This window comes from Balneolaceae bacterium (assembly GCA_034521445.1).
Classification (GTDB): domain Bacteria; phylum Bacteroidota; class Rhodothermia; order Balneolales; family Balneolaceae; genus JAXHMM01.
This window is the reverse complement of record JAXHMM010000017.1, coordinates 106,723-131,565: the sequence shown is the minus strand read 5'-3', so window position 1 is coordinate 131,565 and position 24,843 is coordinate 106,723. Positions and strand designations below refer to the sequence as shown.

The window sequence follows — 24,843 nt, the reverse complement described above, 5'->3', positions numbered from 1 at the left end:
TGCACCGACGGAACCCACCATGATGGCACTACTCAGTTTGATTCTAGTTCTATGTCCCCTCTGTGAAAACGCCCCGACTCTTAGCGGGACGGGACAGCCGGAGAAGGACTATGAGACCATTCTGCGCGAGGGCATTGACGCCTTCTACCGGACCGACTGGCAGCGCGCCGAGCGTCTGTTCAACGGCCTTCAGGAGCAGAGGCCTGAAGACCCGCGCGCATGGTTTTTCGAGGCCATGATTCCCTTCTGGGACTATTTCTTCGGGATGGGCGGTACCGGGACCGCCCGGCGTTTCCTGGAGCTCTCCTCGGAGGCACTTATTCGCGGCGAGGAGTGGCTGGACCGCCATCCCACCGATACCACCACCGTACTTCTGATGAGCGGACTGTATGGCTACCGAAGTCTTATTGCCGCCAGCGAGAAACGTTACCGCACCGCCCTGGAGAGTGGGATGACCGGCTATCGGTATACCCGGCAGCTGCTGGCGCTGGACAGCGCCGACCCGCGCGCGCTCATCGGCAAGGGGGTATTCCGCTACATGCTGGGCAGCGTGCCGGGCGGGGTGCGCTGGATGACCAACATGGCGGGACTGAAGGGCGACCGAAAGGAGGGCCTGGAGCTGCTGCGCCGCGCCTCACGCTCGGATTCCCATGTGCGCAACGACGCCCTTATGATTCTGGCCTACCTGCACGAGAAGGAGGGCAGGGCGGGAGAGGCCATCGCCTACCTGGAACGTCTGCAGGAACGTTATCCCTGCAACCTGTTGGTGCTTTACAACCGCGCGCGACTCCAGGAGGAGCTTGGCCGAACACGGCAGGCCCAGGAACTCTACGGGAGGGCTGCCGGGATGGACAACCCCGGTCTTCAGGAGCTGATCCAGGAGAGCGCCCGTCGCATGGAGCGGCTGGACACACAATAAATGGGCACATATAGGCATTATAGCAGTAGTTTCGTTGAAAAAATGCCGAAAAAAGACGTAATTGATATCCTGCACCCCAAAATAACGCGCGTGTATGGGATTAACGCTACGGAAACCTGCGTACATAGCCGCCTGCCTTGGCCTGTTCCTGCTTCTTCTGGGAACCGCGCCTGCGGAGGGCTATGTCCGCACTCCGGCTGAGGCACAGGCGTCGTCAGACGGCCGGGAGGGGGTCCGATTTGTGCGTTCCGGGGCACACGTGGTCGAAAGCGACGGAACGGTGGTCGTGGAGGTACGTTTGGACGTGAACCTGCAGGAGGACCTCCACGTGGACATCGTGCTTCAACCCAATCTCAGCAGCGCCTCCTCCGAAGATTTTGCCACTCCAGAAGTCCTTACCCTTTATTTCGAGGCGGGGTTGTCAGCGGGCAGCGTCCAGCAGGCGCATATCGAGCTTCGTGACGACAACGAATTCGAAGGGCCGGAGCACGCCACCCTCGTACTGCGCAACCTTCGCTCGGGCCCCAATATCTCCATAGGCACCTCAGCCGCCTTCCGCCTGGACATCGCCGACAACGATCAGGCCGGCGTCGTCATCAACGAAATTCAGCCGGCCACTGAAGCAGACATGGACGGTGACCGACGAGCGGAAGGGACGGAGGCCTTTGTGGAACTGCTCAACACCGAGCGGCAGCAGGTGGACCTCTCAGGGTGGTACCTGACACGGAGCGGGGGCGCTGCTTTTCACTTTCCGGAGGGTACACGTCTCGCTTCCGGCGCGGCCCTGGTAGTCATCAACAATACTCAACCCGCAGGATCCTACGGAGGAGCGCAGGTCCTGGCGGCCCCTGACTTCTCGCCCGAAGGAGACAGCGACACCGTGACCCTTCTTGATGGGTCGGGCACGCGCATTGACGCCCACCGCTACCGTGATCAGCGGGTACGCGAGGGCTCCCTGGTCCGCAGCCCCGAGGGCAGGGGTGCCTTCACCGGACACCTGTCCGTCTCCCAGACGTCCCGCAGTCCCGGATTGCGCAGCGATGGCACGTATTTCACCGCTTCCCGCAGCCTGGACTCCGGCACCTGGCATATACTCTCCTCGCCTGCGCCTGCTATGCGCCTGGCCGACATGCACGACGTCACACCCCTGCAGGGTTTCCGGGGCTACGAGCCGATGGCGGCCAAGAATCTCTACACGCGCCTGGACGGGGAGAGCTTCACCGCCCCGGACCGCCTGGACGGGGTTTTTGAGCCGGGACGCGGCTTCCTGCTCTACTTAAACGACGACCGTTCCGCTTCCGGGAGCACCGCCGTCCTTGAGGCCCCCGGCCGCGGCAACTCCGGTAATCTACCGTAGATCTTCACGGCGAGGGCAGTGGCTGGAACCTACTGGGCAACCCCTATGCGGCACCACTTGACCTGTCCGGCCTGGAAGGCTGGGCCCGGGGCGGTGAGTTGGAGAGCGCGGTGGCCCAGGTATGGGACGCCCGCACACGCAGCTTCCGGCTTCTCACGCCACAAGATGCACGGCTGGAAGCCTGGGAGGGTTTTCTGGTGCAAAACCGGGAAGCTTCCAGTCTGGAAATACCCGAATCGGCGCAGCTTGACTCAGGGGATCCTGCTCCAGGGGGCATGGAGGAGACCCCACGCATCTCCTTTCGCCTGAATGGCCGCGGCCCGGGGGGAGAAACGGTCACGGACCGCGCCGCCGAAATGGTCTTTGGGGAAGAAGCCTCCCACGGATGGGACGCCATGGACGCCACCAAGCTTCGTCCTCTCTCTGACCGCTGGGCCACCCTCAGCCTGGTGGGACAGCGCGGTGGCCGCAGCGTGTACAAGGCCCGCGAATCACGTCCCCGCAACCTGAAGGGAGGGCTGAGCATCCCCCTTGAGGTGCGTACGAGAGGTTTCTCAGGTACCATGGAACTGGGATGGAGCATGGAGGGGTTGCCCGAAAACTGGGAGCTCCGGCTTACCGACCGCTTGAACGGGAGGCAGATTGACCTGCGCTCACGCGACGCCTACGAATTTGAACAACGGGCCGAGGGACCTGTCACCCGTCAGACTGAAGGGGAGCTGCGCCGTCCCGACCTGCAGATGCCCGCCCCGGATGCCGGCGACCAGCCTCGTTTTACGCTCTCCGTTCGCGTGCCCGTCGGACCTCAGGTGGCGGAGGAGGAGACGCCAGAGTCGGTCAGGCTCAATCCCATGTATCCGAATCCCTTCAGCTCTTCCACCACCATTCCCTTTGAGCTGAGCGAAAACGCCCATGTGCGCATCACCGTCTGGAACACCATCGGGGCCAAAGTGGCCACGCTGGTCGACCGCCCCATGGAGATCGGGGAACACCGGCAAACCTGGACCCCCTCCAACCTTCCGCAGGGCATCTACCGAATAATGCTGGAGGTAGACGGGCGTCCCTTCAGCCGTCCTGTTACCTACATCAACCCTTAGGGACTTTCCTGCAAGGGTATGCGAATATTTGTACCTTTAGTTAAAGGCGAACCAATCGGTTCCGCCTTCTGTTATAACAAAATCCCACGTTAACCCAAGAAAGGAGCGGCAGTACCAGATACGCATGCAATACAAAAACATTCAGGGAATTGATGTGCCCGAAATCGGATTGGGCACCTACAAACTTCACGAAAGAGAATGCGCCAATGCGGTGCGAATGGCGCTCGACATGGGGTACCGTCACATCGACACGGCCCAGATGTACAAGAACGAACGTGAGATTGGCGAGTCGATGAAGATCTCCAACGTATCTCGGGAGCAAATCTTTCTGAGTACCAAAATCTGGCATACCAATCTGGACTCCGACGAGGTGCTGCAGACCACCGAGGAGAGTCTTCGCAACATGCAGACGCCCTACGTGGACCTGCTGATGATCCACTGGCCCAACGAGCAGTACGACCTGCGCGCCACCATTGAGGCCATGCTGGTGCTGCGCGACCAGGGCAAGGCGATGAACATCGGAGTGAGTAATTTTCCCCTCTCCCTACTGAAAGAGGTCAACGACGAAATACGCGCTCCCATCTTCTGCAACCAGGTGGAATTTCATCCCTACATCGACCAGCTCGATATACTCGATTACGCCATCGAAAAGGAGATCCTGCTGACCGCCTACAGTCCTATCGCACGCGGCAGGGTGGAGCAGGACGAGACGATCCGCGAAATCGCCGAGGAGCACGGCAAGACACCTGCACAGGTAGCCCTTCGCTGGCTCATTGAGCAGGAGAACGTGGTGGCCATTCCCAAGGCCTCCAGCCGCGAGCACCTGGAAGAAAACATCGACATCTTCGATTTCCACCTCAGCGACGAGGAGTTTGAGCGCATTGACGGCCTGGAGAAGGGCGTCCGCCTGGTCAACCCCAGCTTCGCCCCCGACTGGGAATAGGGTGTTAGGGGCGGCCTGAAGCGAGGGTGCGGGCCGACCAGTTTTTGAGATCGTCCAGGATGAGGTAGATGACGGGCAGAATGAGCAGGGTTATTACCGTTGAAAAGGCCAGTCCGCCAACGATGGCCCTCGCCATGGGAAAGTAGGGAGGTCCGTCGCCCCCGATCTGGGTGGATCCGAAACAGAGGGGCAGCAGACCCAGCACGGTGGTGCCGGCGGTCATCAGAATGGGACGCATGCGGTCGCGTCCCCCCTGTACGATGGCTTCCATGCGGGAGAGTCCCCGTTCGCGCAGCTGGTTGATGTGGTCGATGAGCACGATACCGTTGTTGACCACGATGCCCATCAGGATAAGGATGCCGATCATGGCCATAAAGCTGAAATCGGTGCCTGTGACCATGAAAAACCAGAAGATGCCCACCACCCCGTAGAAGATGGAAGTGATGATGCTGGAGGGGAAGAGCACCGATTCGAAGAGGGAAGCCATCACCAGATAGATCAGGAACATGGCCAGCAACATGTTCACGATCATCTCGTCCATGGCCTGCTGGTCGTCCTGGAAGCTGCGACCGTAGCTCCAGCCGTAGCCGGCGGGGTAGGAGATCTGATCCATGACGGTGGCTATGTCCGTGCGCGCCTTCTCCATGGTGATGCCGTCCAGGTTCACGGTCACGCCCATGGAGGTGCGGCGGTCCTGCCGCTGGATGGCCCGGGCGCTGTTCTCTATACGGTTGTCCGCCATGGAAGCCAGTTTAACGGAGGTTGCCTCGTTCACCTGCACAGGCATGGACATAAGGTCGTCGATGCTCTGGCGGTTGGCGTCGCGCATGGTCAGGAAGACGTCGGTCTCGCCCTCGGAACCCGTCTCGGCTTCCGAGCGTACGTCGGCCAGGTCGGCCACTTCGTGTACCTGCAGCCCAAGTGCGGAGGATCAGCGGAACATCTGCGGGTGCCGCGTGTGGAAATCGGTGGCCTCCTGGTAGGTCTTGGCCACGCCCAGCAGATCGGCCTCCCCGAAAAGACGTCCCACGAAGGTGATGCTGGCAGGCTCTCCGTCGTCGTCAAAACCGTTGGGCAGCACCACGGAGGGATGGCCCGTCAGGTTGGTAACCAGCAGGTTGCTGCCACCGTAGGTGGGGGAGACGTAGACGTCCACATGCTGCATAACCGAGTCCATTTTCTCGATGAGACGCGTGCGCAGACGGTTGGCCTGGATGTACTCCACGGCCGGAACGAATCGGTGGGCGCGGAAGGTATTGGGCCAGGCGCCCGGGCTCTGCCGCACCATCTCGTCGTCCGCACCCGAGCGGGTGAGATCGTCAAAGGCGGCCGCGGCCTCTGTGCTCAGAATAAAGCTGATATTGCGGGCCGGCACGTCGGGCAGCTGGACGGGAACCAGCTCTGCCCCCAGCTCGCGCAGCTTCGCCAGGGTGAGGGAGTCGCGATGGCTGTAGTCGTCCACATCCAGGTAGCCGATGCGCAGGGAGGAGAGGTCCACCGACCGCTTGTAGTTAAAGGGCAGATCGTAAAGGGTGCGGTCGCGGCCGTCCGGGCCGCGTATGGCGTCGAATACGATGGCGGCGTCCTCCACCGAGCGGGTAAGCGGTCCCACCTTGTCCATGCTCCAGCTCAGGGCCATGGCGCCGTGGCGACTAACGCGGCCAAAGGTGGGACGCAGGCCGGTGGTGCCGTTACGGTGGGCGGGAGAGACGATGGACCCCAGGGTTTCCGTGCCCAGGGCGAAGGGCAACAGGCCCGCCGAGGTGCCGGCTGCCGATCCTGCAGAGGAGCCGCTTGAGCCCTGCTCCAGATTCCACGGGCTGCGGGTTTGTCCCCCGAACCAGACGTCCCCGTAGGCGAGAGCGCCCAGGGTGGTTTTGGCTACCAGTACGGCGCCCGCCTCGTCCAGCTTGTTGATTACGGTGGCCGTATGGTCGAGGGTCTGGTCACGGTAGGGTTCCGCACCCCAGGTGGTCGGGTAATCCTCCACGGCGAAGAGGTCTTTTGCCCCGTAGGGTATGCCGTGCAGGGGACCCCGCCAGTTGCCTTGCGCCAGCTCGCGATCCATGCGCCGTGCCTGCTCCAGGGCGCGTTCCTCGGTCAGGGTGATCACCGCTTCCAGGGTGTCGCCGTAGGTGCGGAGGCGATCCAGAAAAAAGCGGGTGAGCTCCTCACTGCTGATCTTGCGGGAGCGGACGAGGGAGGCCAGCTCGCGTACAGAGTAGAAGGCGAGCTCGGATCGGTCGTCAGGCAGAGGTACGTCGCCTGGTATCTCCCAGTCGATGGGCTCCTGCGTGCGGTCGAAAGATTTGCCTGCGGGTACCGGGTCGAATATCAGGGCGGGGGGCAGGCCGTTGGGAATGGAAAGCTCCCGCAGGTCGACGTAGTCCTCACGGTTGTTCTCCAGGGTACCGATCATGGCGTCAATCTCGCCGTCGGTGAATTCCAGGCCGAGGACCCTGGAGGTCTGCCGCACCGTTTCCGGGGTGATTTCACGGTCGTCCAGCAGATGGAATGCGCCGAGGGTGAGCAGGGTGCCGATGGAAATGCCGACCAGGAGATGGGTGAGTCGCTTTGTCATGCCGCTAAGATTGGGTTGGGAAAAGTCTAATATAGCGGAAGGCGTCCAATAATGCATCTGCAGGCATTCGCGAATGGAGGGCAATTCCCTTATACTGTCCGGGCAACCAACCTTGACATTCTGATTCGGCTTGGGTTCCGTTCCCGCATGCCGCCGGAGGCCGCAGAGGCGCCCGGCGGTCACGGGAGGGATTAATATGGGAATCCGGTGCTTCGCACGGTCCGACGGACCGTGCGGAAAGACCGGAGCAGTCCCCGCTGCTGTAATTCCGTGATGGCCCTTTCACTGCCCACTGCCCCGGCACTGCCGGGGCGGGAAGGGGAAGGAGGCCGCGGATAAGCCAGAAGACCTGCCCGCGCCGATGAAGGCAACGCTTTCGGGAGAAAAGCCGACCCATGTACCATCATCGCATATCCCTCTTACTGCCCGTTCTGGCCCTTCTGGTACTTCTCGCTTCCTGCGGCGTCCCGGAGACCGAACCCGGCCCTGCCGACGGCCGTCTGCTATCGGCTAACTGGTCCGACACGCTTTCGGTGGACTACGCCGAGGGTTTCCGCCTCGAATACCGCGGGAGCTACAAGCTGCTTGAGGTGCTGAATCCCTACCAGGACCGCACCGATACCCTCCGCTACGTATTGCGTCCCCGAGGCTCCGAAGTGCGTCCCGATATCGAGGGCGCTCGCTACATCGATGTACCTGTACGCCGAATGATCGCCACCTCCACCACCCACGTGGGACTCACGGGTATCCTGAAGGCCCACGATGTGCTGGTGGGCATGGTCGGCGCCGAATACATCTACGCCCCGGAGGTACGCCGGCGCCTGGCGTCCGGGGAGATCGTCTCCTTCCCGCAGGGTGAGTTTAACATGGAACAGGCCCTGGCTATGGCACCCGACCTGGTGATGGTTTCCGCCGGCCAGTCTTCCCAGCTGGACGATTACCGCGTGCTGCTGGATTCGGGCATCGGGGTCCTGGTCAACGCCGAGTGGCTGGAGACCACCCCGCTGGGGAAGGCCGAATGGATGAAAGTGATGGGTGCACTGCTCAACAGGGAGGAGATGGCCCGGCGCAGTTTTGCCGGTGTGGAGGAGCAATACCTCAAACTGAAGCGCATGGCCGGGCAGGTCGAAAATCGTCCCCTGGTCATCAACAACGCCCCCTACAAGGGTGCCTGGTTTGTGTCGTCCGGCGGGAGTTTTACCGCGCAGTACCTGAGGGACGCCGGAGCCTCCTATCCATGGTACCATACGGAGGGTACCGGGGGACTCCGCCTCACCTTCGAGCGCGTCTACGAGGTGGGTCTGCGTGCCGACGTCTGGCTTAATCCCGGCGCGGCGCGCAACCTGGAGGAGCTTATGGGACAGGACGCGCGATTCCGCGATTTCCGGCCCGTCGAGCAGGGCAGGGTCTACAACAACAACCGGCGGATGGGTCCCACAGGGGGCAACGATTTCTGGGAGTCGGGCGTGGTGCACCCTGAGCGGGTGCTGGCCGACCTCGTCAAGATCCTGCACCCTGGCCTGCTGCCCGGGCACGAGCTCGTTTATTACAGGGAACTGGAGGAGAGCCGTTGAGTCCCGAAGATACGACATCCGCCGAGATCTATTCCGGCCGCCGCTTCGGAGGCGTCCTGCTTCTGCTGGGGGCAGGCGTGATGCTCTTCTTCCTGGTCAGCGTGAGCCTGGGGTCAGTTCCCATCCCGCTGGGTGAGGTGGTGAGGGTGCTGCTGGGCGGGGAGGCGGCCGAGCCGGCGTGGACCAAGATCATACGCAACCTGCGGCTGCCCCGGGCCTTCACCGCTGTGATGGCGGGCAGCGCCCTCTCCGTCGCGGGGCTCCAGATGCAGACGCTCTTTCGGAATCCCCTTGCCGGGCCCTCCGTGCTGGGCATCACGGCAGGCGCCAGCCTGGGCGTGGCGGCCGTCATGCTGGCCGCCGGTTCGGTCGCCTCGGTCTTCGCCATCCAGCAGCTGGGCAGCCTGCAAAGCTGGCTCATCATCGGCGCGGCCAGCCTGGGATCCTTCTTGGTGCTGCTGCTCATCCTGGCCATTTCGGCAAAGGTGCAGGACAACGTCACCCTTCTTATTTTGGGACTGATGATCGGCAACATCACCATCGCGCTGGTCTCCGTCTGGCAGTACTTCAGCCAGCCCGAGCAGATCCGTGACTACCTCATATGGACCTTCGGAAGCCTGGGAGGCGTGCCCCCGGGACAGATCGGTATCCTGCTGCTGGTTACCCTGTCGGGGACGCTCATGGCCTTCGGACTCTCCAAGTCGCTCAACGGCCTGTTGCTGGGAGAGAACTACGCCCGGAGCATGGGCATACCGGTCCGCCGAACCCGCTACATCGTCATCGTCAGCACCAGCCTGCTGGCCGGAGGCATCACCGCCTTCTGCGGACCCATCGGATTCGTAGGCATCGCGGTACCTCACCTGGCGCGCTCGGCGCTGAACACCAACGACCACAAGGTGCTCATCCCGGCTACCCTGGTCACCGGCGCCCTGCTCATGCTGATCTGCGACATCGTGGCCCAGGTGCCCGGCAGCGCCACCACCCTGCCCATCAGTGCGGTGACCTCCATGGTCGGCTCGCCTGTCGTGATCTGGGTCATTCTGAAACGCCGTAACCTGGGGGCCTCCTTTTAGACATGGACGCGAGGCTGCTGCATACCGGCGACCTGGAGATCGGCTACCGCAACGGCGGCGGGAGTCCGGTGGTCGTGGCTTCCGGGCTGGAGCTTGACCTTCATGCAGGGGAGCTGATCTGCCTGCTGGGACCCAACGGATCGGGCAAATCGACCCTCATCCGCACCCTGGCAGGCATGCACCCGTCCCTGGGCGGCAAGATCCTGCTGGGGGGGCAGAACGTAGGGGCCATGAACGCCGCACGACGCGCCCGTTATATGAGCACCGTTCTGACCGACCGGGTCACCCTGGGCAACCTCACCGTCTACAACATGGTGGCCTTCGGGCGCACACCCTACACGGGCTGGCTGGGACAGCTGCGGGAGGAGGACCACCGGAAGGTGCGCTGGGCCATTGGCGCCACCGGCCTGGAGGATTTTGTGGCGCGTGACATCTCGCGGCTCAGCGACGGAGAACGCCAGAAGGTGATGATTGCACGCGCACTCGCCCAGGACACGCCATTTATCTTAATGGACGAGCCCACGGCGCACCTCGACCTGCCCAATCGCGTGGAGATCATGCAGCTGCTGCGCCGACTGGCACACGAAACGGACAAGGGCATCTTGGCCTCCACCCATGAGCTCGACCTGGCCCTGAAAGCGGCCGACCGTGTATGGCTCATGAACCGCGACGTGAGTCTCTGGTCGGGCGTGCCCGAAGACCTGGTCCTGGACGGCACCTTCGAGGAGGTTTTCCGCAAGGAGAGCTTCGACTTCGACCGCAGCTCAGGCTCCTTCAATATTCACCGCAGTCCGGAGCGTGAACTGTGGGTGTCAGGCGACCCGGTTCCCCTTTTCTGGACGCGTCGCGCTCTTGAGCGCGAAGGCTTCCGGGTTCGCGAGGCGAAGGAGTGTACGCAGGCACCCCTGGTGGAGGCGCGGTCGCAGGGGGAGAGGAGCTACCGGTGGACCCTGGACGATGGGGGAGGGGCGTCTCGCTGTTTTGATTCCGTGTCCGGGCTGCTGGAGGCGTGCAGGCAACTGCTGTCCGGGAAGGAGAGTAAAACCAGGTGAGGCTGGCACATAGGGTTGAGAACTTGATAAATAACTGTAAATGTCATATGTATTGAAATATATTTATAACATATCTATCACAAACATAAAAATCTATAAATTTATGCATACTGTATAGTTGTGAAAATTATATTATTTATCTCCTGTCCTGAAGGTCTGTTGATAACTTTTTAGGCCGCTCCTGCGCAGTGCTTCCCCAGGAAATTTAGGGTTATAGACCTGTGAAAGGCGATTTAGTTTATGTATTTTTTACGATAAGATAGTTATAAATAGATTATAAAATACATCACAAATTAATCCCTCCATAGCGCATATTGAAAACGAATTTTTCAATGTGGATAACTCCAGGTAATTGTGGAAAAGTATTTCATTTTTTAGTTGCAAGCTTCCGCTAGTCCTGTATATTATTGATTTACAAGGCGGCTTGGCACGGGCAGGCCCATTTTATTTTTCTACCACCCAGTCATTACAGAATAAAGGCTAAAGTTAAGGTGTATTTCTATGGAATTTAAACGTCACAATACCAAAGAGGAGTGGGACCAACCCTACGGCGATCTCGAATTCGTCAGCCGCAAGTCGGAGATCAAGAACCCCGACGGTTCGGTGGTTTTCAGCATGGACGAGGTGATTGTTCCCAAGACCTGGTCGCAGGTCTCCACCGACATTATCGCACAGAAGTATTTCCGCAAGGCAGGCGTGCCCGCCGCGACCGAACGCATTGCAGAGGAGGGCGTGCCGGAGTGGATTCAGGGCTCAAAAGAAGATGCCGGCGCCCTGAAAAAGCTGGACGAAGAGGATCGCTACGGCAGCGAGCACGACAGCCGGCAGGTTTTCAACCGTTTGGCGGGCTGCTGGACCTACTGGGGGTGGAAGCACGACTATTTTGACACCGAAAAGGACGCGCGCATCTTTTATGAGGAGCTCTGCTATATGCTGGCCCACCAGATGGCGGCCCCCAACAGCCCCCAGTGGTTCAACACGGGCCTGCACTGGGCATACGGAATCAACGGTCCTGCCCAGGGACACTACTATGTAGACGGGAAATCAGGCGAGCTCAAGCGTTCGGAAGACGCCTACACCCACCCGCAGCCCCACGCCTGCTTTATTCAGAGCGTGCGCGATGATCTGGTCAACGAGGGCGGCATCATGGACCTCTGGGTGCGCGAGGCGCGCCTGTTCAAATACGGATCGGGCACCGGGAGCAACTTCTCCAAGATCCGAGCTGAAGGGGAGCCCCTTAGCGGCGGCGGGAAATCTTCGGGGCTGATGAGTTTTCTTAAGATCGGCGACAAGGCGGCCGGCTCCATCAAGTCGGGCGGCACCACGCGCCGGGCGGCCAAGATGGTCACGCTGGACCTGGATCATCCTGACATCGAAGAGTACGTGAACTGGAAGGTGCGCGAGGAGCAGAAGGTGGCTTCGATGGTCACCGGATCGCGCGTGCTGGAAGATCACCTGAAGAATATCATCCGGCTCTGCCACAAGCCCGTGGAGATCGAGGGGCGCACCTTCAACGGCGCCGTCAGCCGCGATCCCACCAAGAACAAGGAGCTGGGACAGGCCATCCGCGAGGCCCGCGGCGACGACGTGCCTCTCAACTACATCGAGCGCGTGGTACAGCTGGCCGAACAGGGCTTTACCGATCTGAAATTCGACACCTACGACACCGATTGGGATTCCGAGGCCTACCGCACCGTCAGCGGACAGAACTCCAATAATTCCGTGCGCGTGCCCAACAAGTTCATGCAGGCCGTCAAGGAGGACAAGGAGTGGGACCTCCTCTGGCGCACCGAGAAGAGGGATGCCGAAGAGGAGGGACGCGAGCCCGAAGCCTGCAAGACCATCCCGGCACGCCAGCTCTGGGACGACATCGCCTACGCGGCGTGGTCGTGCGCCGATCCCGGGGCCCAGTACCACGACACCATCAACGAGTGGCACACCTGCCCCGAAGACGGGCCCATCAACGCCAGCAATCCCTGCTCGGAGTACATGTTCCTGGACAATACAGCCTGCAACCTGGCCTCCCTGAACCTGATGAAGTACTTCAAGACCGAAGAGTGCGAGGAGTTCGACCTCGAGCTACTGCAGTACGCCTCGCGCATGTGGACGGTGGTGCTGGAGCTCTCTGTGCTCATGGCCCAGTTTCCCTCCAAGGAAATTGCCGAGCTCTCCTATATCTATCGCACGCTTGGGCTCGGCTATGCCAACCTGGGCGCCGCCCTCATGGTACAGGGGGTTCCCTACGACAGCGATGAGGGCTGCGCCATCGCCGGCGCACTCACCTCCATCATGCATATGGGGGCCTATGCCACCAGTGCAGAAATGGCCGAAGAGCTGGGTACCTTCGAAGCCTATGAACGCAACGCCGAACCCATGAAGCGTGTGGTGCGCAATCACCGGCGGGCGGCCTACAACATCGACCCCGACAAGTATGAGGGGCTCACCGTCAAGCCCATGGGCATTGACGCAAGTGTCTGCCCGGACTACCTGCTTAAAAAGGCCAAGGAGGAGTCTGACCGCGCCGTCAAGATGGGCGAGGAGCACGGCTATCGCAACGCACAGGTGACCTGCATCGCCCCGACCGGAACTATCGGACTGGTCATGGACTGCGACACCACGGGCATCGAGCCCGATTTCGCCCTGGTCAAATTCAAAAAGCTGGCCGGCGGCGGCTATTTCAAGATCATCAACCAGAGTGTTCCCCGCGCGCTTGAAAACCTGGGCTATTCGGACGGCGAGATCGACGAGATCATCACCTATGCAAAGGGACACGCTACCCTCGAGGGCTGCCCCCACATCAACGAGGAGAGCCTTCGCGAGCTGGGTTTCGGCGACGAACAGATCTCGGCGGTGGAGGAGGCCCTCCCCAGCAGCTTTGACGTCAAGTTCGCCTTCAACCAGTGGACGCTGGGCGAGGATTTCTGCCGCGAGGAGCTGGGCCTGGAAGAAGACCAGCTCTCCAACCCGCAATTCAACATGCTGCGGCACCTGGGCTTTGACGACGATCAGGTGCAGGAGGCCAACGACTACGTCTGCGGCACCATGACCGTGGAGGGCGCGCCCCACCTGAAGGACGAGCACCTGCCGGTCTTCGACTGCGCCAACCGCTGCGGCCGCACGGGCACCCGGTACATCAAACCCGGGGGACACATCCGCATGATGGCCGCGGCCCAGCCTTTTATTTCGGGCGCTATCTCCAAGACCATCAACCTGCCCAACGAGGCCACTGTGGAGGACTTCAAGGATGCCTACATGGAATCCTGGGAGCTCATGCTCAAGGCCAACGCCCTCTACCGCGACGGATCCAAACTGAGCCAGCCCCTCAACAGCCTCAGCGACGTCTTCGAGGATCTGGACGAGGAAGACCTGGAGCCCTCCGACGAGGATACCTCCAAAGCGCAGGACGCCGTGGTGGAAACAGCCGAGAAAATCATCCACAAGTACGTGGCCAGCCGCAAGCGGCTTCCCAACCGCCGCAGCGGCTACACGCAGAAGGTGAAGATCGGCGGTCAGAGCGTCTACCTGCGCACCGGCGAGTATGAGAACGGACAGCTGGGCGAGATCTTCATCGACATGCACCGCGAAGGCGCCGCCTTCCGGAGCCTCACCAACTGCTTCGCCATCGCCATCTCGCTTGGGCTGCAGCACGGCGTGCCCCTCGAGGAGTTCGTGGACGCTTTCGTGTTCACCAAGTTCGATCCGAGCGGTTCGGTTCAGGGCAATCCGCACATCAAAATGACCACCTCGGTCATCGACTACATCTTCCGGGAGCTGGCCGTCACCTACATGGGTCGCGACGACCTGGCGCATGTGCCCGCCGAGGAGATCCTCACGCGCAAGCTGCGCCCCTCCGAGCAGGAGGAGGCCGATCGCGAGCGGCAGGGCGGGGCGGATGCCGAAGCCCCCGATTCGGACGAAAACGACCCCGATTCGGACCAGCGCGATTCCAGTTTCCACTCACCCGAATACGAGCCGGAAACCGTGGAAGACAGTCCTCAAGACCGCAGTGGCAACGGCAAGCAGGGGAGCTACGAAAGCGACTACGAGCGTGCCAAGCAGCTGGGCTACACCGGCGACTCCTGCCCAGAGTGCGGGAGCATGACCATGGTCCGCAACGGCACCTGCCAGAAATGCATCACCTGCGGATCGACCACAGGCTGCTCGTAACCGTCAAACTTCAGAACCTGAAAAATGCCCCGACCTCCACATCGGGGCATTTTATATATATATTCGGCCAAGATCCGGCATCAACACCATCCCACTCCCATGCATGACCGTGACCAACGAAGCCTGCAAGCTGCCATCCCCTGCCTGATACTGGTCCTGGCCGCCCTGCTGCTGGTACCGCCTGCCGCCGCCCAGGAGAGACCTGGGCGCATGTACACCCTGATCGAGCAGTATGATGCCGACCGGGGCAGCCTGGGACGTACCTACGTCCTGGAAAACGAAGAGTGGTTCACCCGAATGGAAAACTTCTACCAGGACTGGCTGCAGCGCCTGGAGGAGGTGGATTACGCCGCGCTCAACGTGGCTGAAGGCATCGACTACACCCTGCTCAGGCGTAACGTGGAAAGCGACCGGGCCGCGCTGCGAGCCGAGGCCGAAGCCTGGCGCCGGGCAAGCTTTGCGGTCCCCTTCGAACCCATGATTGCACGCCTGGAGCGGCAGCGCAGGGTAGGGGAGGACCCCGACGGTCAACGCATGGCCCGGCGCCTGGACAGCCTGGCAGCGGCCGTCACGGAGGCCCGCGCCAGGGTTGCCTCCATGGCGCCGCTCTCCCCGGAGCGCTCGGAGGCGGCGGCCGATGCCGTGGAGAATCTGCGTGAGACCCTGGCCTACAGCTGGGAATTTTATCACGGCTACGATCCCGACGTAACCTGGTGGGCCGAGAAACCCTACCGCCGCGCCGACTCCCTGCTCGGCGGCTACCGCGCCTTCCTGCAGGGGTACAGGGCCGACCAGAGTCACCGCGACGACGGCAGCGGCATTATCGGAAACCCCGCAGGCCGCGAGGCCGTGATGGAGATGCTGGCGTACGAGATGATAGGTTACACCCCCAAGGAACTCATCGATCTGGCCAACCGCGAATTCGCGTGGTGCCAGCGGGAGATGCTCAAGGCCTCCCGCGAACTGGGCTACGGGGACGACTGGCGGGCGGCCCTGGAGCACGTCAAGCAAAGCTACGTACCCGCCGGCAAGCAGCCCGAAATGATCTACGGGCTGGCCACGGGGGCGGTGGATTTCCTGGAGGAGCATGACCTGCTTACCATCCCGGACCTGGCCAAGGAGACCTGGCGCATGAGCATGATGTCGCCCGAGCGCCAGCGCTACGCGCCGTTTTTCCTGGGAGGGGAGGTGATCCAGATATCCTACCCCACCAACACCATGGAGCACGAGCTAAAAATGATGAGCATGCGCGGCAACAACCCCCATTTTTCCCGCGCCACGGTGCACCACGAGCTCATCGCCGGTCACCACCTGCAGGGATTTATGAACGACCGCCACCGGCCCTACCGTGAGCAGGCCTTCTCCACGCCTTTCTGGACGGAGGGATGGGCCCTCTACTGGGAGCTGCGATTATGGGACATGGGCTTTCCCCGCTCGCCAGAGGACCGCATCGGCATGCTCTTCTGGCGCATGCACCGCAGCGCACGCATCATCTTCTCGCTGAGCTACCATCTGGGTGAGATGTCGCCGCAGGAGAGCATCGATTTCCTGGTGGAGAAGGTGGGCCACGAGCGTGCCAACGCGGAGGCGGAGGTGCGCCGCTCCTTTACCGGGGGCTACGGACCCCTCTACCAGATCGCCTACCTGGTCGGGGGACTGCAGTTTCGCGCCCTGCACCATGAGTTTGTGGTAAACGGGGATATGAGCGAGAAGGAGTTCCACGATTTCATCCTGCGCCAGAACGCCCTGCCGGTGGACATGGTGCGCCGCGCTGCTGGGACGCAAACCGGGTCCCGACTACTACCCAGCGACTGGGCGTTCTCTGTCCTTCCGAGGACGTAGCCCGCGCCTACTGAGCACCATCTTCGCATAAACCAAGAACCGACCTACCATGAACCGTTCCTATCCCGCCTGGCTGAAGGGCACCGCCGTGCTGGTCGCCCTCTTTGTACTGGTGCAGCTGCTGGTCTACGGCAAGTTCATCCTGATGCCGCTGGCCTTCGCCGCCTTTTTTGCCATGCTGCTGGACCCTCTGCGCGACCGCTTCGAGCGGTGGAAACTGGGCCGGGTGGGCAGCATCCTGCTGAGCCTGCTCGCCGCCCTGGTGGTGGTTGCCGGACTTGTTTTTCTGCTCTCCACGCAGATTGTGCAGTTCGCTGACCGACTTCCGGAGGCCAACGAGCGCATCCAGCAGATAAGCGAACAGCTGACGGCGACGGCCGAATCGCTGCTGGGCATCACCCCCGAGCGTCAGATCGCCTACATGGAGCAGGGGCTGCAGCAGCTTGTCAAGGGCAGCGGGGAGTATCTCTCCACGGCCGTGGGGGCCACCACCAGTGTCTTCACCACGCTGGGACTGCTGCCCATCTTCGTCTTTTTCATGATGTACTACCGCAACCTCTTTCGGCACTTTCTGCACCTGGTCACCTCGCGGCGCGACAGCCGGTCGGTCGACTCGGTCATCTCCGACGTACAGGACGTCACCCAGAACTACATCATCGGCATGATGACCGTCATCTCCATCCTGGCCGCACTCAACGCCATCGGACTCTGGATCATCGGCCTGGAGAACGCCCTCTTTTTTGCGGTTTTCGCCGCCGTGCTGGCCGTCATACCCTATATCGGCATCATCCTGGGAAGCATTCCCGCCATACTGTGGGCTCTTCTATTTTCACAGACGTTCTGGGATCCGGTGGCGGTGATCGGCGTCTTTGCGGCGGTGCAGTTCCTGGAGGGTAACTTTATTACGCCCAATGTGATCGGCAGCCGGGTGAGCATCAATCCCTTCATGGCCCTGGTGGCGCTGATCATCGGGGGACAGATATGGGGCATAGCCGGCATGATTCTCTTTGTGCCCTTCCTGGGTATCCTGCGCTGCATCTTCCTGGAAGTGGAGGCCCTTAAGCCCTACGGCTTCCTGCTGGGAGGCAGCGCTGACCCCTGAAGGCGGCTGAGCAGCCAGCGCAGCAGGGGGCCCCGGCTCTTCCAGATGGCGCGAAGAAAGGGCAGGGGAGGTACGCTGCCCATGATTTTCAGCTCCCGCGCCACACTGCAGCGCTCGCTCAGGAAGGCAAAGACCGCGTCCATATCGTTGTTCAGGAAAAGGGCTTCAAAGATATCCAGGGCCGCACGGGGCCGCTCGTGCATGATCTGAAGCAGCCAGAGATCGTAGGCATGAAAGCGTCCCGGCCGGGGGGGAGGCGAGGGCGGGCGTCCCGCCGCCAGGTCGGCCGCCACCTGCCGGCTGTGTCGCTGTATGCGGGTGAAGGTATAGCCCGTTGAAGGCTTGGTAAGACCTCCGACGGTTCCCACGTTCAGTACGCCCGGGGCGTACCAGGCGGGATAGATCCGGTCGTCCATGGGAATGACGCCCCGTTCGGTGCGCGTGCGCCGATAGTCCAGCCTGCGGATGCCGTAGCGGTTGTAGAGGTAGAGCTCGATCTTGCGCTCGTAGTCGGACTCGTCCAGCAGTCCGGCTGAGAAGACGGTATACTCCACCAGCGCCCGGCGCTCCGACCAGGGCAGCAGGTAGATGAAGGCCACCCCGCCGGTGAAGGTTTCGTCGAAATCCATCAGCACGAAGCGGTCGGGGCGGAAAGTCTCCTTCCCGGCCTCTACTTCCCAGCCCAGGAAATGCTGACGAAGAGGGTAAGCTGCTCCTCCCGCGGCGGGTTCGGGCTCCAGGCAACTCTGGAAGATGTACTCAGCGGTAAAGACGCGACTGCCGGTCCTCAGCGTAGGTCGCCCCTTTTCGTTGCCCAGACTCTCAATACGGGCTTCGAGAAGGTCGAAATGGTCGTCACCCCTCAGCTCTTCCAGGATGTGTCGGCGGAAATCCCAGCTGCGTATGCAGGAGTAGCGGTGGTCGAGCAGGCGGTCAGGCATGGTGCGATCGCCCATTCGCACTTCCCCGCGCTCCCAGGAGCGCTTTACCAGGTCGGGGAAGGGAGGATCCCCCTCGTGCCAGAAACACCAGGTTTTGTCGTTGAGAGGCTCCAGGCGCAGGTCCACCACCAGGATCTTCCTGTCTGACAGTTCGGGCCGCAGCATGTGATGCGCCAGGCTGAGCCCGGCCGCACCGGCGCCGGCGATAATGTAGTCGTAACGCTCTGTCATGCTTGTCAATATTCGGTAGAGAGCTCAGCTCCTGCGCTCGCGAAAAAAAGTCTTCATAAGCGCCTCGCAGTCCTCTTCAAGAATGCCCTGGATGATCTCGATGCGGTGATTGAGCTTCCGGTGGTCGGCCAGATTGAACATGCTGCCACAGGCACCCGCACGTGCGTCCCACGCCCCGAAGACCAGCCGGGGAAGCTTCGCCCAGATCAGTCCCCCGGTACACATGGGACAGGGTTCCAGGGTCACATAGAGTGTGCACTCTTCCAGGTATTTTGACTCCAGGGTGGCGCAGGCGGCCGATACGGCCAGCATCTCGGCATGGGCGGTAGGGTCCTTCAGTCTTTCGGTCTGGTTATAGCCCTTGCCGATAATACGTCCCCGATGTACCACAACCGCGCCCACAGGCACCTCCTTCTCCTCGTAGGCCTGCTCGGCCAGGCGGAAGGCCTGCATCATATAGCGCTCGTGCTGGCTGCTCAACGAGATGCCGTTGTGTGACATGGAGCTGTAAGGCTTGAGGGATTTGCCGAGATTGGAGTATAGCGGAATTAGGCATAAGATGTAATATTGCACCTTTGCGGGGGGATTGGCTATTATCCCTTTCAATCGCAAACTCGATCTCCCCGCATGGAATCCGTACGCAGCAGCATACTCGAACTTCTGAATTCCAGGATCCGCAACATCCCCGACTTCCCCAAGCCGGGCATACAGTTCAAGGACATCACGCCGCTGCTGCGCGACCGCGACACCCTGGAGCTCACCTCGCAGGTTTTGGCGCGTCCTTTCAGGGGCACCGACATCGACATGGTGGTGGGCCTGGAATCCCGCGGTTTCCTTTTCGGCACCAACCTGGCGCAGGACCTTCACGCCGGTTTCGTCCCCATCCGGAAGCCCGGCAAGCTGCCGGCCGAGACCCACGAGGCCACCTACGAGCTGGAATACGGGCAGGACCGTCTTGAAATTCATACCGACGCCTTCGAGGAGGGCTCTTCCGTGCTTATTCACGACGACCTCATCGCGACGGGCGGATCGGCGCAGGCCGCCACCGAACTGGTACGCCACATGGGGGGAAAGGTGGCAGGTTACTCCTTTATTATCGAGCTGGCCGACCTGGGGGGAAGGGGCAGGCTTCCCGGCGACGTGCCCTTCGAAGTGCTCCTCTCCCTCTAGGGTTTCCAACATTTCTTTTCCTGCGCGGGAACACGCCCGCGGGTCCAGGCCTATACATGCATGTGGAGTGACCCACATTAACGGTAACAGGCTAACAAAACGGACCCGACCATGCTACCAACCCGAGCATCCCTTCTATCCCTGGTCCTGCTCGCAGGGATCATCCTCATGGGCGGCTGCAAACAGTCAATGGTAATCTCCGACGTGCAGTACGCCCAGCCCATCGAAAGCGTCCTGGAACCCGACGCAGAGGGCGTAATCAGGGATCCCGAAAGCGGGCTCTCCTTCAGTATCCTACCGCTGCAATACGCCGAAACGGGCGACAGCACCTCGGTGAGTACCCGCGAAGTGCGCCTGATCAGGGGACAGGATGGCCACTATTTCGTGACCGCTTCATCCTACCGGCACGTCTACGTTCTGAAACCCCTGGACAGTCGCCTCAAGGTGGAAAGGCGTATCCTCATCTCTAAGGAGGGCATTGCTCGCCCCGCCTTCAACCAGCGTGAACCTTATGTAGTGCTGCTGAACCGGCAGACCGGCGAGAGCTACCGCCTCTCCAGCAGCGGCATCGTTTCTTCCCAACCTGAAACCACGGCGGAGGCCGGCAAACCATGATACGACTTATAAGCATACCCCTTGTCGCGACAGCGCTCCTGCTGGCCTGCTTTGGCGCTACGACAGCGCAGCAGTCCGTACAGGAACAGCCCGAACCATCCGACTACGAAATCTACCAATCCTTCACCCAGGCCTGGTCCGAGCTGCAGGGACGGCTTGACCTGGTGGGAAGTCCCGCTGCGGCCGATTCGCTTATAGCGGAGATTTCCGACCTGGAAGATCGATTCTCTGGGCACCGAGAGCTGCTCGACGAAGCCCTTCATCCGCGCTCCTACCGTGCCATGATGGACCGGCTGCGGAGCCGAGCAGTCGATACCCGCGCCCGACTGGCCGAAATAGCGAGCCTGAACAACCGCATCGAGCGCATGAACCGCCAGCTGACCAGCTACGACGAGCAGCTGCAGTCCCTCACAGGCCATGCGGATTCCCTGCAGCAGGCCATGCGGTCCACCGCGGTGGAAAAGCGGGATCTGCAGGAACTGGCGGCCGAGTACCGGCGAAGCGTCGAGCGCAGAGATGCTCTGGTACGCTCTATCGTCGATTCGATGACGGTCACTTACGCCGATCTGCCCGCCGCCCAGGAAGAACAGCTAAGTCAGGGCGGATCCCTGTCGGGAGACGGCGGTCCCCTTGACCTGATCGAACGTGTGGCTGCCCGCAATGCGGCGTTCCTGGAGGAGTCCGCTGACTTGCAGGTGATGGACTACCTTCGCATGAACCAGGTGCACCGCGAATTTTCTGCCATGTGGAATCGCCTCGACGAACAGCTGCTGAGTACGTATGGTGAGGGCGAGGAACGGCGTGACCGCATCCAGGAGCAGCTCACCCGCTGGGGGGAGCGTCTCGATACGCAGCTCTGGATGGCCGTTAACCGCGATCTTCAGGAGCTGAATCTACCCGTGGCCGAAGTGAACGGCAGCGGGGAGCTTTTCAAGGAGATGGACAGCTACCTGGACCGTTCCCTGGAGCGCGCCACCGAAGAGGGCGGCGAGGAGGTGCGGAACGACTGGCAGAGGTTCAACAATTTCTGGACCGGCAAGGTGCAGTTGAGCTGGGCTGAATACGCCGGCGATCAGGGTTTTCTTACCCACCGGCAGATCGCCGAACTTGATGAGAAGGTAGACCGCTGGGCCCTTCGGGCACAGCCTGAATCGAACCTCTTTGCCTGGCTTTTCGGGGTCAGCATGTTATTGTGGCTGCTGACCGGACTTCTGATCGTGCGCCGAAGTGGCGGCGACGGTGAGACCCAGACTCGAAAAGGCCGCGCCGACTACAGCGACACCGACACCTCGGAAGGAGCGGCTGAGGACATCGGGTTGAATCGCTGACCCGCTGACCGGAGAGAGGCCGGTCCAACGCCCCCCTTTTTGGTTGCAGGTGACAGAGAGTGGAATAACTTGTATACTTACCGACTCTGCTAGCGGGCGGCAACCAGGTATCTCGATGCGGTATGGACAGCAATTTGCGAATTATCGGCCGGCACGTCACCGTGGACTTTCCGCAGTGGAACTACACCGGCCTGGAGGCAAAAGTCGATACCGGCGCTTACTCCTCCAGCCTGCACTGCCACCGGGTGGAGGCCATTCAAAAGGGAGACGGACAGGAGGACTGGGTACGCCTGTGGCTGCTGGATCCCTCCTGCGAAAACTATCGTTCGGAGCCCATTGAGGTGCCCGTCCGGCGCCGCAAGACCGTACGCAGCTCCAACGGGGTCTCTGAAGAAAGGATCTTCATCCACGCCGCCGTTCGTCTTTTTGGAAGCGAAATTTCGGCTGACTTCTCCCTGGCTGACCGTACCGGCATGAAGTACGCGGTGCTGCTGGGCCGGAAAGTCCTGAAAGGACGTTTCCTGGTGGACGTCTCACGCACCGGTTCTGCACCCTTAACCGAATCCGATTAAACCTTTCTGAATGCACATTGTAGTCCTTTCCCGCAACGCCAGACTCTATTCCACCTCCCGACTGGTTGAGACCATCGAGGAGGCGGGGCACGAAGCCACCGTGCTCGACCACCTCAAGTGCGATATTGTCAGCGAAAGGGACAATCCCTGCATCTACTACCGGGGCACCAGGGTGCAGGGCGTGGACGCGGTCATCCCGCGCATCGGCGCCTCCGTGACCTTCTACGGTTCGGCCGTGGTGCGGCAGTTTGAGATGATGAAGGTCTTCACTGCTGTGGAGTCGCAGGCGCTGGTACGCTCCCGCGACAAACTGCGCAGCCTGCAGATCCTAGCGCGCGCGGGCGTGGGCATGCCCAAGACCGTATTTACCAACTATTCCACCGAGGTACGCAAGATTATCGAGAGCGTGGGCGGCCCCCCGCTCATCGTCAAGCTGCTGGAAGGCACGCAGGGAGTGGGCGTCGTGCTGGCGCCCACCTTCAAGGCGGCCGAGTCGATCATCCAGGCCTTTCACAGCATGAAGGCACGCGTCATCGTGCAGGAGTACATTGCCGAGGCCAAGGGAGAGGACATACGCGCCTTCGTGGTGGACGGCAAGGTGGTGGGTGCCATGAAGCGCACCGGCAAAGAGGGGGAGTTCCGCTCGAACGTGCACCGCGGGGGAAGTGTGGAGCTGATCCGTCTCAGCAAGGAGGAGCGCAGGGCCGCGCTCATTGCCGCCCGGGTCATGGGACTCTCGGTGGCGGGGGTGGATATGCTGCAGTCAGAACGGGGCCCCCTGGTGCTGGAGGTGAACTCCTCGCCCGGCCTGGAGGGCATTGAGCGGGCTACCGGGAAGGACATTGCAGAACAGATCATTCATTTCGTGGAAAAGGGAGCCAAAGACTACAGCGAGAAAAGCTCCCGCCGCAAAAGGATAAAGAGCGAAGCCTGACGCCATGGTCATCAACAAAGAGGCCATAGCTCTGGGCGAGCACCGGGAACTGCATCTCACCGTCGCCCGGCTGCCCACCCACACCCCCATTGATCTCCCCGTGCACGTGTATCGCGGGGAGCAGGAGGGGCCCGTACTGCTGCTGACCGGGGGACTGCACGGCGATGAGATCAACGGCATCGAAATAATTCGCCGCATGATCAGCCGCGGGCAGCTGCACCTCCGGCGCGGCGCCGTGATTGCCATCCCCCTGGTCAACCTCTACGGGTTTATACAGAATGTGCGTGGCTTACCGGACGGCAAGGACATCAACCGCAGCTTTCCCGGGGCGAAAGGGGGGTCGCTGGCCCGCCTGCTGGCCCATACCCTGATGAACCAGATTCTGCCCCGCGCAGACTACGGCATTGATTTTCACACGGGCGGCGCCTCAAGGGCCAACTTCCCGCAGGTTCGAAGCGTCCTCGACGTCCCCGAAAACGCCGAGTTGGCCCGCGCCTTTGCCCCTCCGGTCATCCTGCACAGCTCGCTCATAGACAAATCCTTTCGGAAGGCGGCCCACAAAAAGGGCAAGCATATCCTGGTCTACGAGACTGGCGAGTCCCACCGCCTGGACGAGGAGGGTATCCGGCTGGGCATCGAGGGCACGCTGCGAGTGATGAAACACCTTGAGATGCGCGAGTCCGCCCCCGAAGCGGGCGAGACGCAGATCTACCGCAAGAGCACCTGGGTGAGGGCCCGGTACGCCGGGCTCTTTCGTTCGCGCGTGGCGGCCGGCGATACCGTACGGCACCGCCAGGTGGTGGGACACATTAACGATCCCTACGGCACGGAGCAGTACAAGGTGAGCGCGCCCCGCTCGGGCAGGGTGATCGGGCTGAACCACGCGCCCGTGGTGCACAAGGGGGACGCGCTGATGCACCTTGCCTACAACGAATAATGTTATAAATACAATAATTACAGAAATTAATGGAACGACAGGATATCATTTTTCACCTGGTCAGCGAAAAGGAATGGAAAGAACGGCAGGAGAGAGGCACCTACCGTCCGCCGTCGCTGCAGGAGGCGGGCTTTGTCCACTGCTCGGCAGGACGGCAGCTGGAGGAGGTTGCCAACCGTCTCTACCCCGGTGAGCGCAAGATGCTGCTGCTGGTTATCGACGTGGCCTCGCTGGAGCCCGAAGTAAGATACGAGGAGGGGGAGGAGGGAGGCGATGAGTTGTTTCCCCACGTCTATGGTCCCCTCAACACCGGGGCGGTCATAGACAAGATCAAGCTGAGGCCGGAGGATGACGGTACTTTCAAAATAGCTTTTGATACCAAGGACTAAATATATGTACACCAATGGT

At 61.3% G+C, this 24,843-nt stretch carries 21 protein-coding genes and 1 riboswitch; of the genes, 17 read left to right on the top strand and 4 right to left on the bottom strand.

Translation table 11 applies throughout. The features are described from left to right. The first annotated feature begins 19 nt into the window (after nt 1-19). The 4 genes from U5K31_14455 to U5K31_14440 all read left to right on the top strand — a co-directional run bounded on the left by U5K31_14455 (nt 20) and on the right by U5K31_14440 (nt 4,316). Nucleotides 20-919, top strand: a complete 900-nt coding sequence (locus tag U5K31_14455) for a tetratricopeptide repeat protein (GenBank protein MDZ7773924.1) — start codon at nt 20-22, stop codon at nt 917-919. A gap of 241 nt (nt 920-1,160) precedes the next feature. Further along, nucleotides 1,161-2,276 carry a lamin tail domain-containing protein gene (locus tag U5K31_14450; protein ID MDZ7773923.1) on the top strand — a complete coding sequence of 372 codons (1,116 nt, stop codon included), beginning with the start codon at nt 1,161-1,163 and terminating at the stop codon, nt 2,274-2,276. A 110-nt stretch (nt 2,277-2,386) separates the two neighbouring features. Further along, nucleotides 2,387-3,373, top strand: a complete 987-nt coding sequence (locus U5K31_14445) for a T9SS type A sorting domain-containing protein (protein MDZ7773922.1) — start codon at nt 2,387-2,389, stop codon at nt 3,371-3,373. Nucleotides 3,374-3,497: 124 nt separating this feature from the next. Then, nucleotides 3,498-4,316, top strand: a complete 819-nt coding sequence (locus U5K31_14440) for an aldo/keto reductase (GenBank protein ID MDZ7773921.1) — start codon at nt 3,498-3,500, stop codon at nt 4,314-4,316. Nucleotides 4,317-4,320: 4 nt separating this feature from the next. Here U5K31_14440 and U5K31_14435 read toward each other — a convergent pair whose 3' ends face one another. Both U5K31_14435 and U5K31_14430 read right to left on the bottom strand, forming a co-directional pair. Beyond that, nucleotides 4,321-5,217, bottom strand: a complete 897-nt coding sequence (locus U5K31_14435; protein ID MDZ7773920.1) for an efflux RND transporter permease subunit — start codon at nt 5,215-5,217, stop codon at nt 4,321-4,323. 30 nt (nt 5,218-5,247) lie between these two features. Next, the gene (locus tag U5K31_14430) at nt 5,248-6,897 is read right to left on the bottom strand and encodes an amidase (GenBank protein MDZ7773919.1); all 1,650 of its coding nucleotides are present in this window, start codon (nt 6,895-6,897) and stop codon (nt 5,248-5,250) included. Between the two features lie 115 nt (nt 6,898-7,012). Then, nucleotides 7,013-7,269, top strand: a riboswitch (cobalamin riboswitch). A gap of 23 nt (nt 7,270-7,292) precedes the next feature. On the opposite strand from U5K31_14430, the gene U5K31_14425 reads away from it, so the two are divergent. From U5K31_14425 to U5K31_14400, 6 genes are all read left to right on the top strand, one after another. After that, the gene (locus U5K31_14425) at nt 7,293-8,471 is read left to right on the top strand and encodes an ABC transporter substrate-binding protein (protein MDZ7773918.1); all 1,179 of its coding nucleotides are present in this window, start codon (nt 7,293-7,295) and stop codon (nt 8,469-8,471) included. Next, complete coding sequence (locus tag U5K31_14420) at nt 8,468-9,544, top strand: iron ABC transporter permease (GenBank protein ID MDZ7773917.1); 1,077 nt, start codon at nt 8,468-8,470, stop codon at nt 9,542-9,544. The genes U5K31_14425 and U5K31_14420 overlap by 4 nt, the downstream gene beginning before the upstream one ends. A gap of 2 nt (nt 9,545-9,546) precedes the next feature. After that, nucleotides 9,547-10,596 (top strand): ABC transporter ATP-binding protein, encoded by a 1,050-nt coding sequence (locus U5K31_14415; GenBank protein MDZ7773916.1) that lies wholly within the window; start codon nt 9,547-9,549, stop codon nt 10,594-10,596. A gap of 501 nt (nt 10,597-11,097) precedes the next feature. Beyond that, nucleotides 11,098-14,763: a vitamin B12-dependent ribonucleotide reductase gene (locus U5K31_14410; protein MDZ7773915.1), complete on the top strand. Its 3,666-nt coding sequence runs from the start codon at nt 11,098-11,100 to the stop codon at nt 14,761-14,763. Between the two features lie 99 nt (nt 14,764-14,862). Continuing rightward, nucleotides 14,863-16,605 (top strand): DUF885 family protein, encoded by a 1,743-nt coding sequence (locus U5K31_14405; GenBank protein MDZ7773914.1) that lies wholly within the window; start codon nt 14,863-14,865, stop codon nt 16,603-16,605. A 49-nt stretch (nt 16,606-16,654) separates the two neighbouring features. Continuing rightward, a complete protein-coding gene (locus tag U5K31_14400) occupies nt 16,655-17,707 on the top strand; it encodes an AI-2E family transporter (GenBank protein MDZ7773913.1) in 1,053 nt (350 codons plus the stop codon). On the opposite strand, the gene U5K31_14395 is transcribed toward U5K31_14400, so the two are convergent. Together U5K31_14395 and tadA are read right to left on the bottom strand one after the other, a co-directional pair. Further along, the gene (locus U5K31_14395) at nt 17,671-18,879 is read right to left on the bottom strand and encodes a lycopene cyclase family protein (GenBank protein ID MDZ7773912.1); all 1,209 of its coding nucleotides are present in this window, start codon (nt 18,877-18,879) and stop codon (nt 17,671-17,673) included. The genes U5K31_14400 and U5K31_14395 overlap by 37 nt on opposite strands. Before the next feature lie 24 nt (nt 18,880-18,903). After that, entirely contained in the window at nt 18,904-19,380 is a 477-nt protein-coding gene (gene tadA, locus U5K31_14390; GenBank protein ID MDZ7773911.1) for a tRNA adenosine(34) deaminase TadA, read from the bottom strand. Nucleotides 19,381-19,506: 126 nt separating this feature from the next. Here tadA and U5K31_14385 point away from each other — a divergent pair, with 126 nt between their 5' ends. From U5K31_14385 to U5K31_14355, 7 genes are all read left to right on the top strand, one after another. Then, a complete protein-coding gene (locus U5K31_14385) occupies nt 19,507-20,049 on the top strand; it encodes an adenine phosphoribosyltransferase (GenBank protein MDZ7773910.1) in 543 nt (180 codons plus the stop codon). Nucleotides 20,050-20,160: 111 nt separating this feature from the next. Then, complete coding sequence (locus U5K31_14380; protein MDZ7773909.1) at nt 20,161-20,664, top strand: hypothetical protein; 504 nt, start codon at nt 20,161-20,163, stop codon at nt 20,662-20,664. After that, nucleotides 20,661-21,992 carry a hypothetical protein gene (locus U5K31_14375; GenBank protein ID MDZ7773908.1) on the top strand — a complete coding sequence of 444 codons (1,332 nt, stop codon included), beginning with the start codon at nt 20,661-20,663 and terminating at the stop codon, nt 21,990-21,992. Before U5K31_14380 ends, U5K31_14375 begins: the two co-directional genes overlap by 4 nt. A gap of 122 nt (nt 21,993-22,114) precedes the next feature. After that, entirely contained in the window at nt 22,115-22,564 is a 450-nt protein-coding gene (locus U5K31_14370; GenBank protein MDZ7773907.1) for a RimK/LysX family protein, read from the top strand. Nucleotides 22,565-22,574: 10 nt separating this feature from the next. Next, a complete protein-coding gene (gene rimK, locus U5K31_14365; GenBank protein MDZ7773906.1) occupies nt 22,575-23,498 on the top strand; it encodes a 30S ribosomal protein S6--L-glutamate ligase in 924 nt (307 codons plus the stop codon). Nucleotides 23,499-23,502: 4 nt separating this feature from the next. Continuing rightward, nucleotides 23,503-24,435, top strand: a complete 933-nt coding sequence (locus tag U5K31_14360) for a succinylglutamate desuccinylase/aspartoacylase family protein (protein MDZ7773905.1) — start codon at nt 23,503-23,505, stop codon at nt 24,433-24,435. Nucleotides 24,436-24,464: 29 nt separating this feature from the next. Beyond that, nucleotides 24,465-24,824 (top strand): DUF952 domain-containing protein, encoded by a 360-nt coding sequence (locus U5K31_14355; GenBank protein ID MDZ7773904.1) that lies wholly within the window; start codon nt 24,465-24,467, stop codon nt 24,822-24,824. Nucleotides 24,825-24,843 lie beyond the last annotated feature (19 nt).

Bases quoted from the DNA above. Each gene is read 5' to 3' on its own strand.
- U5K31_14355 (MDZ7773904.1), top strand. From the start codon at position 24,465: ATGGAACGACAGGATATCATTTTTCACCTGGTCAGCGAAAAGGAATGG.
- U5K31_14430 (MDZ7773919.1), bottom strand. From the start codon at position 6,897: ATGACAAAGCGACTCACCCATCTCCTGGTCGGCATTTCCATCGGCACC.
- U5K31_14395 (MDZ7773912.1), bottom strand. From the start codon at position 18,879: ATGACAGAGCGTTACGACTACATTATCGCCGGCGCCGGTGCGGCCGGG.
- U5K31_14455 (MDZ7773924.1), top strand. From the start codon at position 20: ATGATGGCACTACTCAGTTTGATTCTAGTTCTATGTCCCCTCTGTGAA.
- U5K31_14400 (MDZ7773913.1), top strand. From the start codon at position 16,655: ATGAACCGTTCCTATCCCGCCTGGCTGAAGGGCACCGCCGTGCTGGTC.
- U5K31_14425 (MDZ7773918.1), top strand. From the start codon at position 7,293: ATGTACCATCATCGCATATCCCTCTTACTGCCCGTTCTGGCCCTTCTG.
- U5K31_14415 (MDZ7773916.1), top strand. From the start codon at position 9,547: ATGGACGCGAGGCTGCTGCATACCGGCGACCTGGAGATCGGCTACCGC.
- U5K31_14375 (MDZ7773908.1), top strand. From the start codon at position 20,661: ATGATACGACTTATAAGCATACCCCTTGTCGCGACAGCGCTCCTGCTG.
- rimK (MDZ7773906.1), top strand. From the start codon at position 22,575: ATGCACATTGTAGTCCTTTCCCGCAACGCCAGACTCTATTCCACCTCC.
- U5K31_14440 (MDZ7773921.1), top strand. From the start codon at position 3,498: ATGCAATACAAAAACATTCAGGGAATTGATGTGCCCGAAATCGGATTG.
- U5K31_14380 (MDZ7773909.1), top strand. From the start codon at position 20,161: ATGCTACCAACCCGAGCATCCCTTCTATCCCTGGTCCTGCTCGCAGGG.
- U5K31_14385 (MDZ7773910.1), top strand. From the start codon at position 19,507: ATGGAATCCGTACGCAGCAGCATACTCGAACTTCTGAATTCCAGGATC.
- U5K31_14360 (MDZ7773905.1), top strand. From the start codon at position 23,503: ATGGTCATCAACAAAGAGGCCATAGCTCTGGGCGAGCACCGGGAACTG.
- U5K31_14410 (MDZ7773915.1), top strand. From the start codon at position 11,098: ATGGAATTTAAACGTCACAATACCAAAGAGGAGTGGGACCAACCCTAC.
- U5K31_14370 (MDZ7773907.1), top strand. From the start codon at position 22,115: ATGGACAGCAATTTGCGAATTATCGGCCGGCACGTCACCGTGGACTTT.
- U5K31_14405 (MDZ7773914.1), top strand. From the start codon at position 14,863: ATGCATGACCGTGACCAACGAAGCCTGCAAGCTGCCATCCCCTGCCTG.
- tadA (MDZ7773911.1), bottom strand. From the start codon at position 19,380: ATGTCACACAACGGCATCTCGTTGAGCAGCCAGCACGAGCGCTATATG.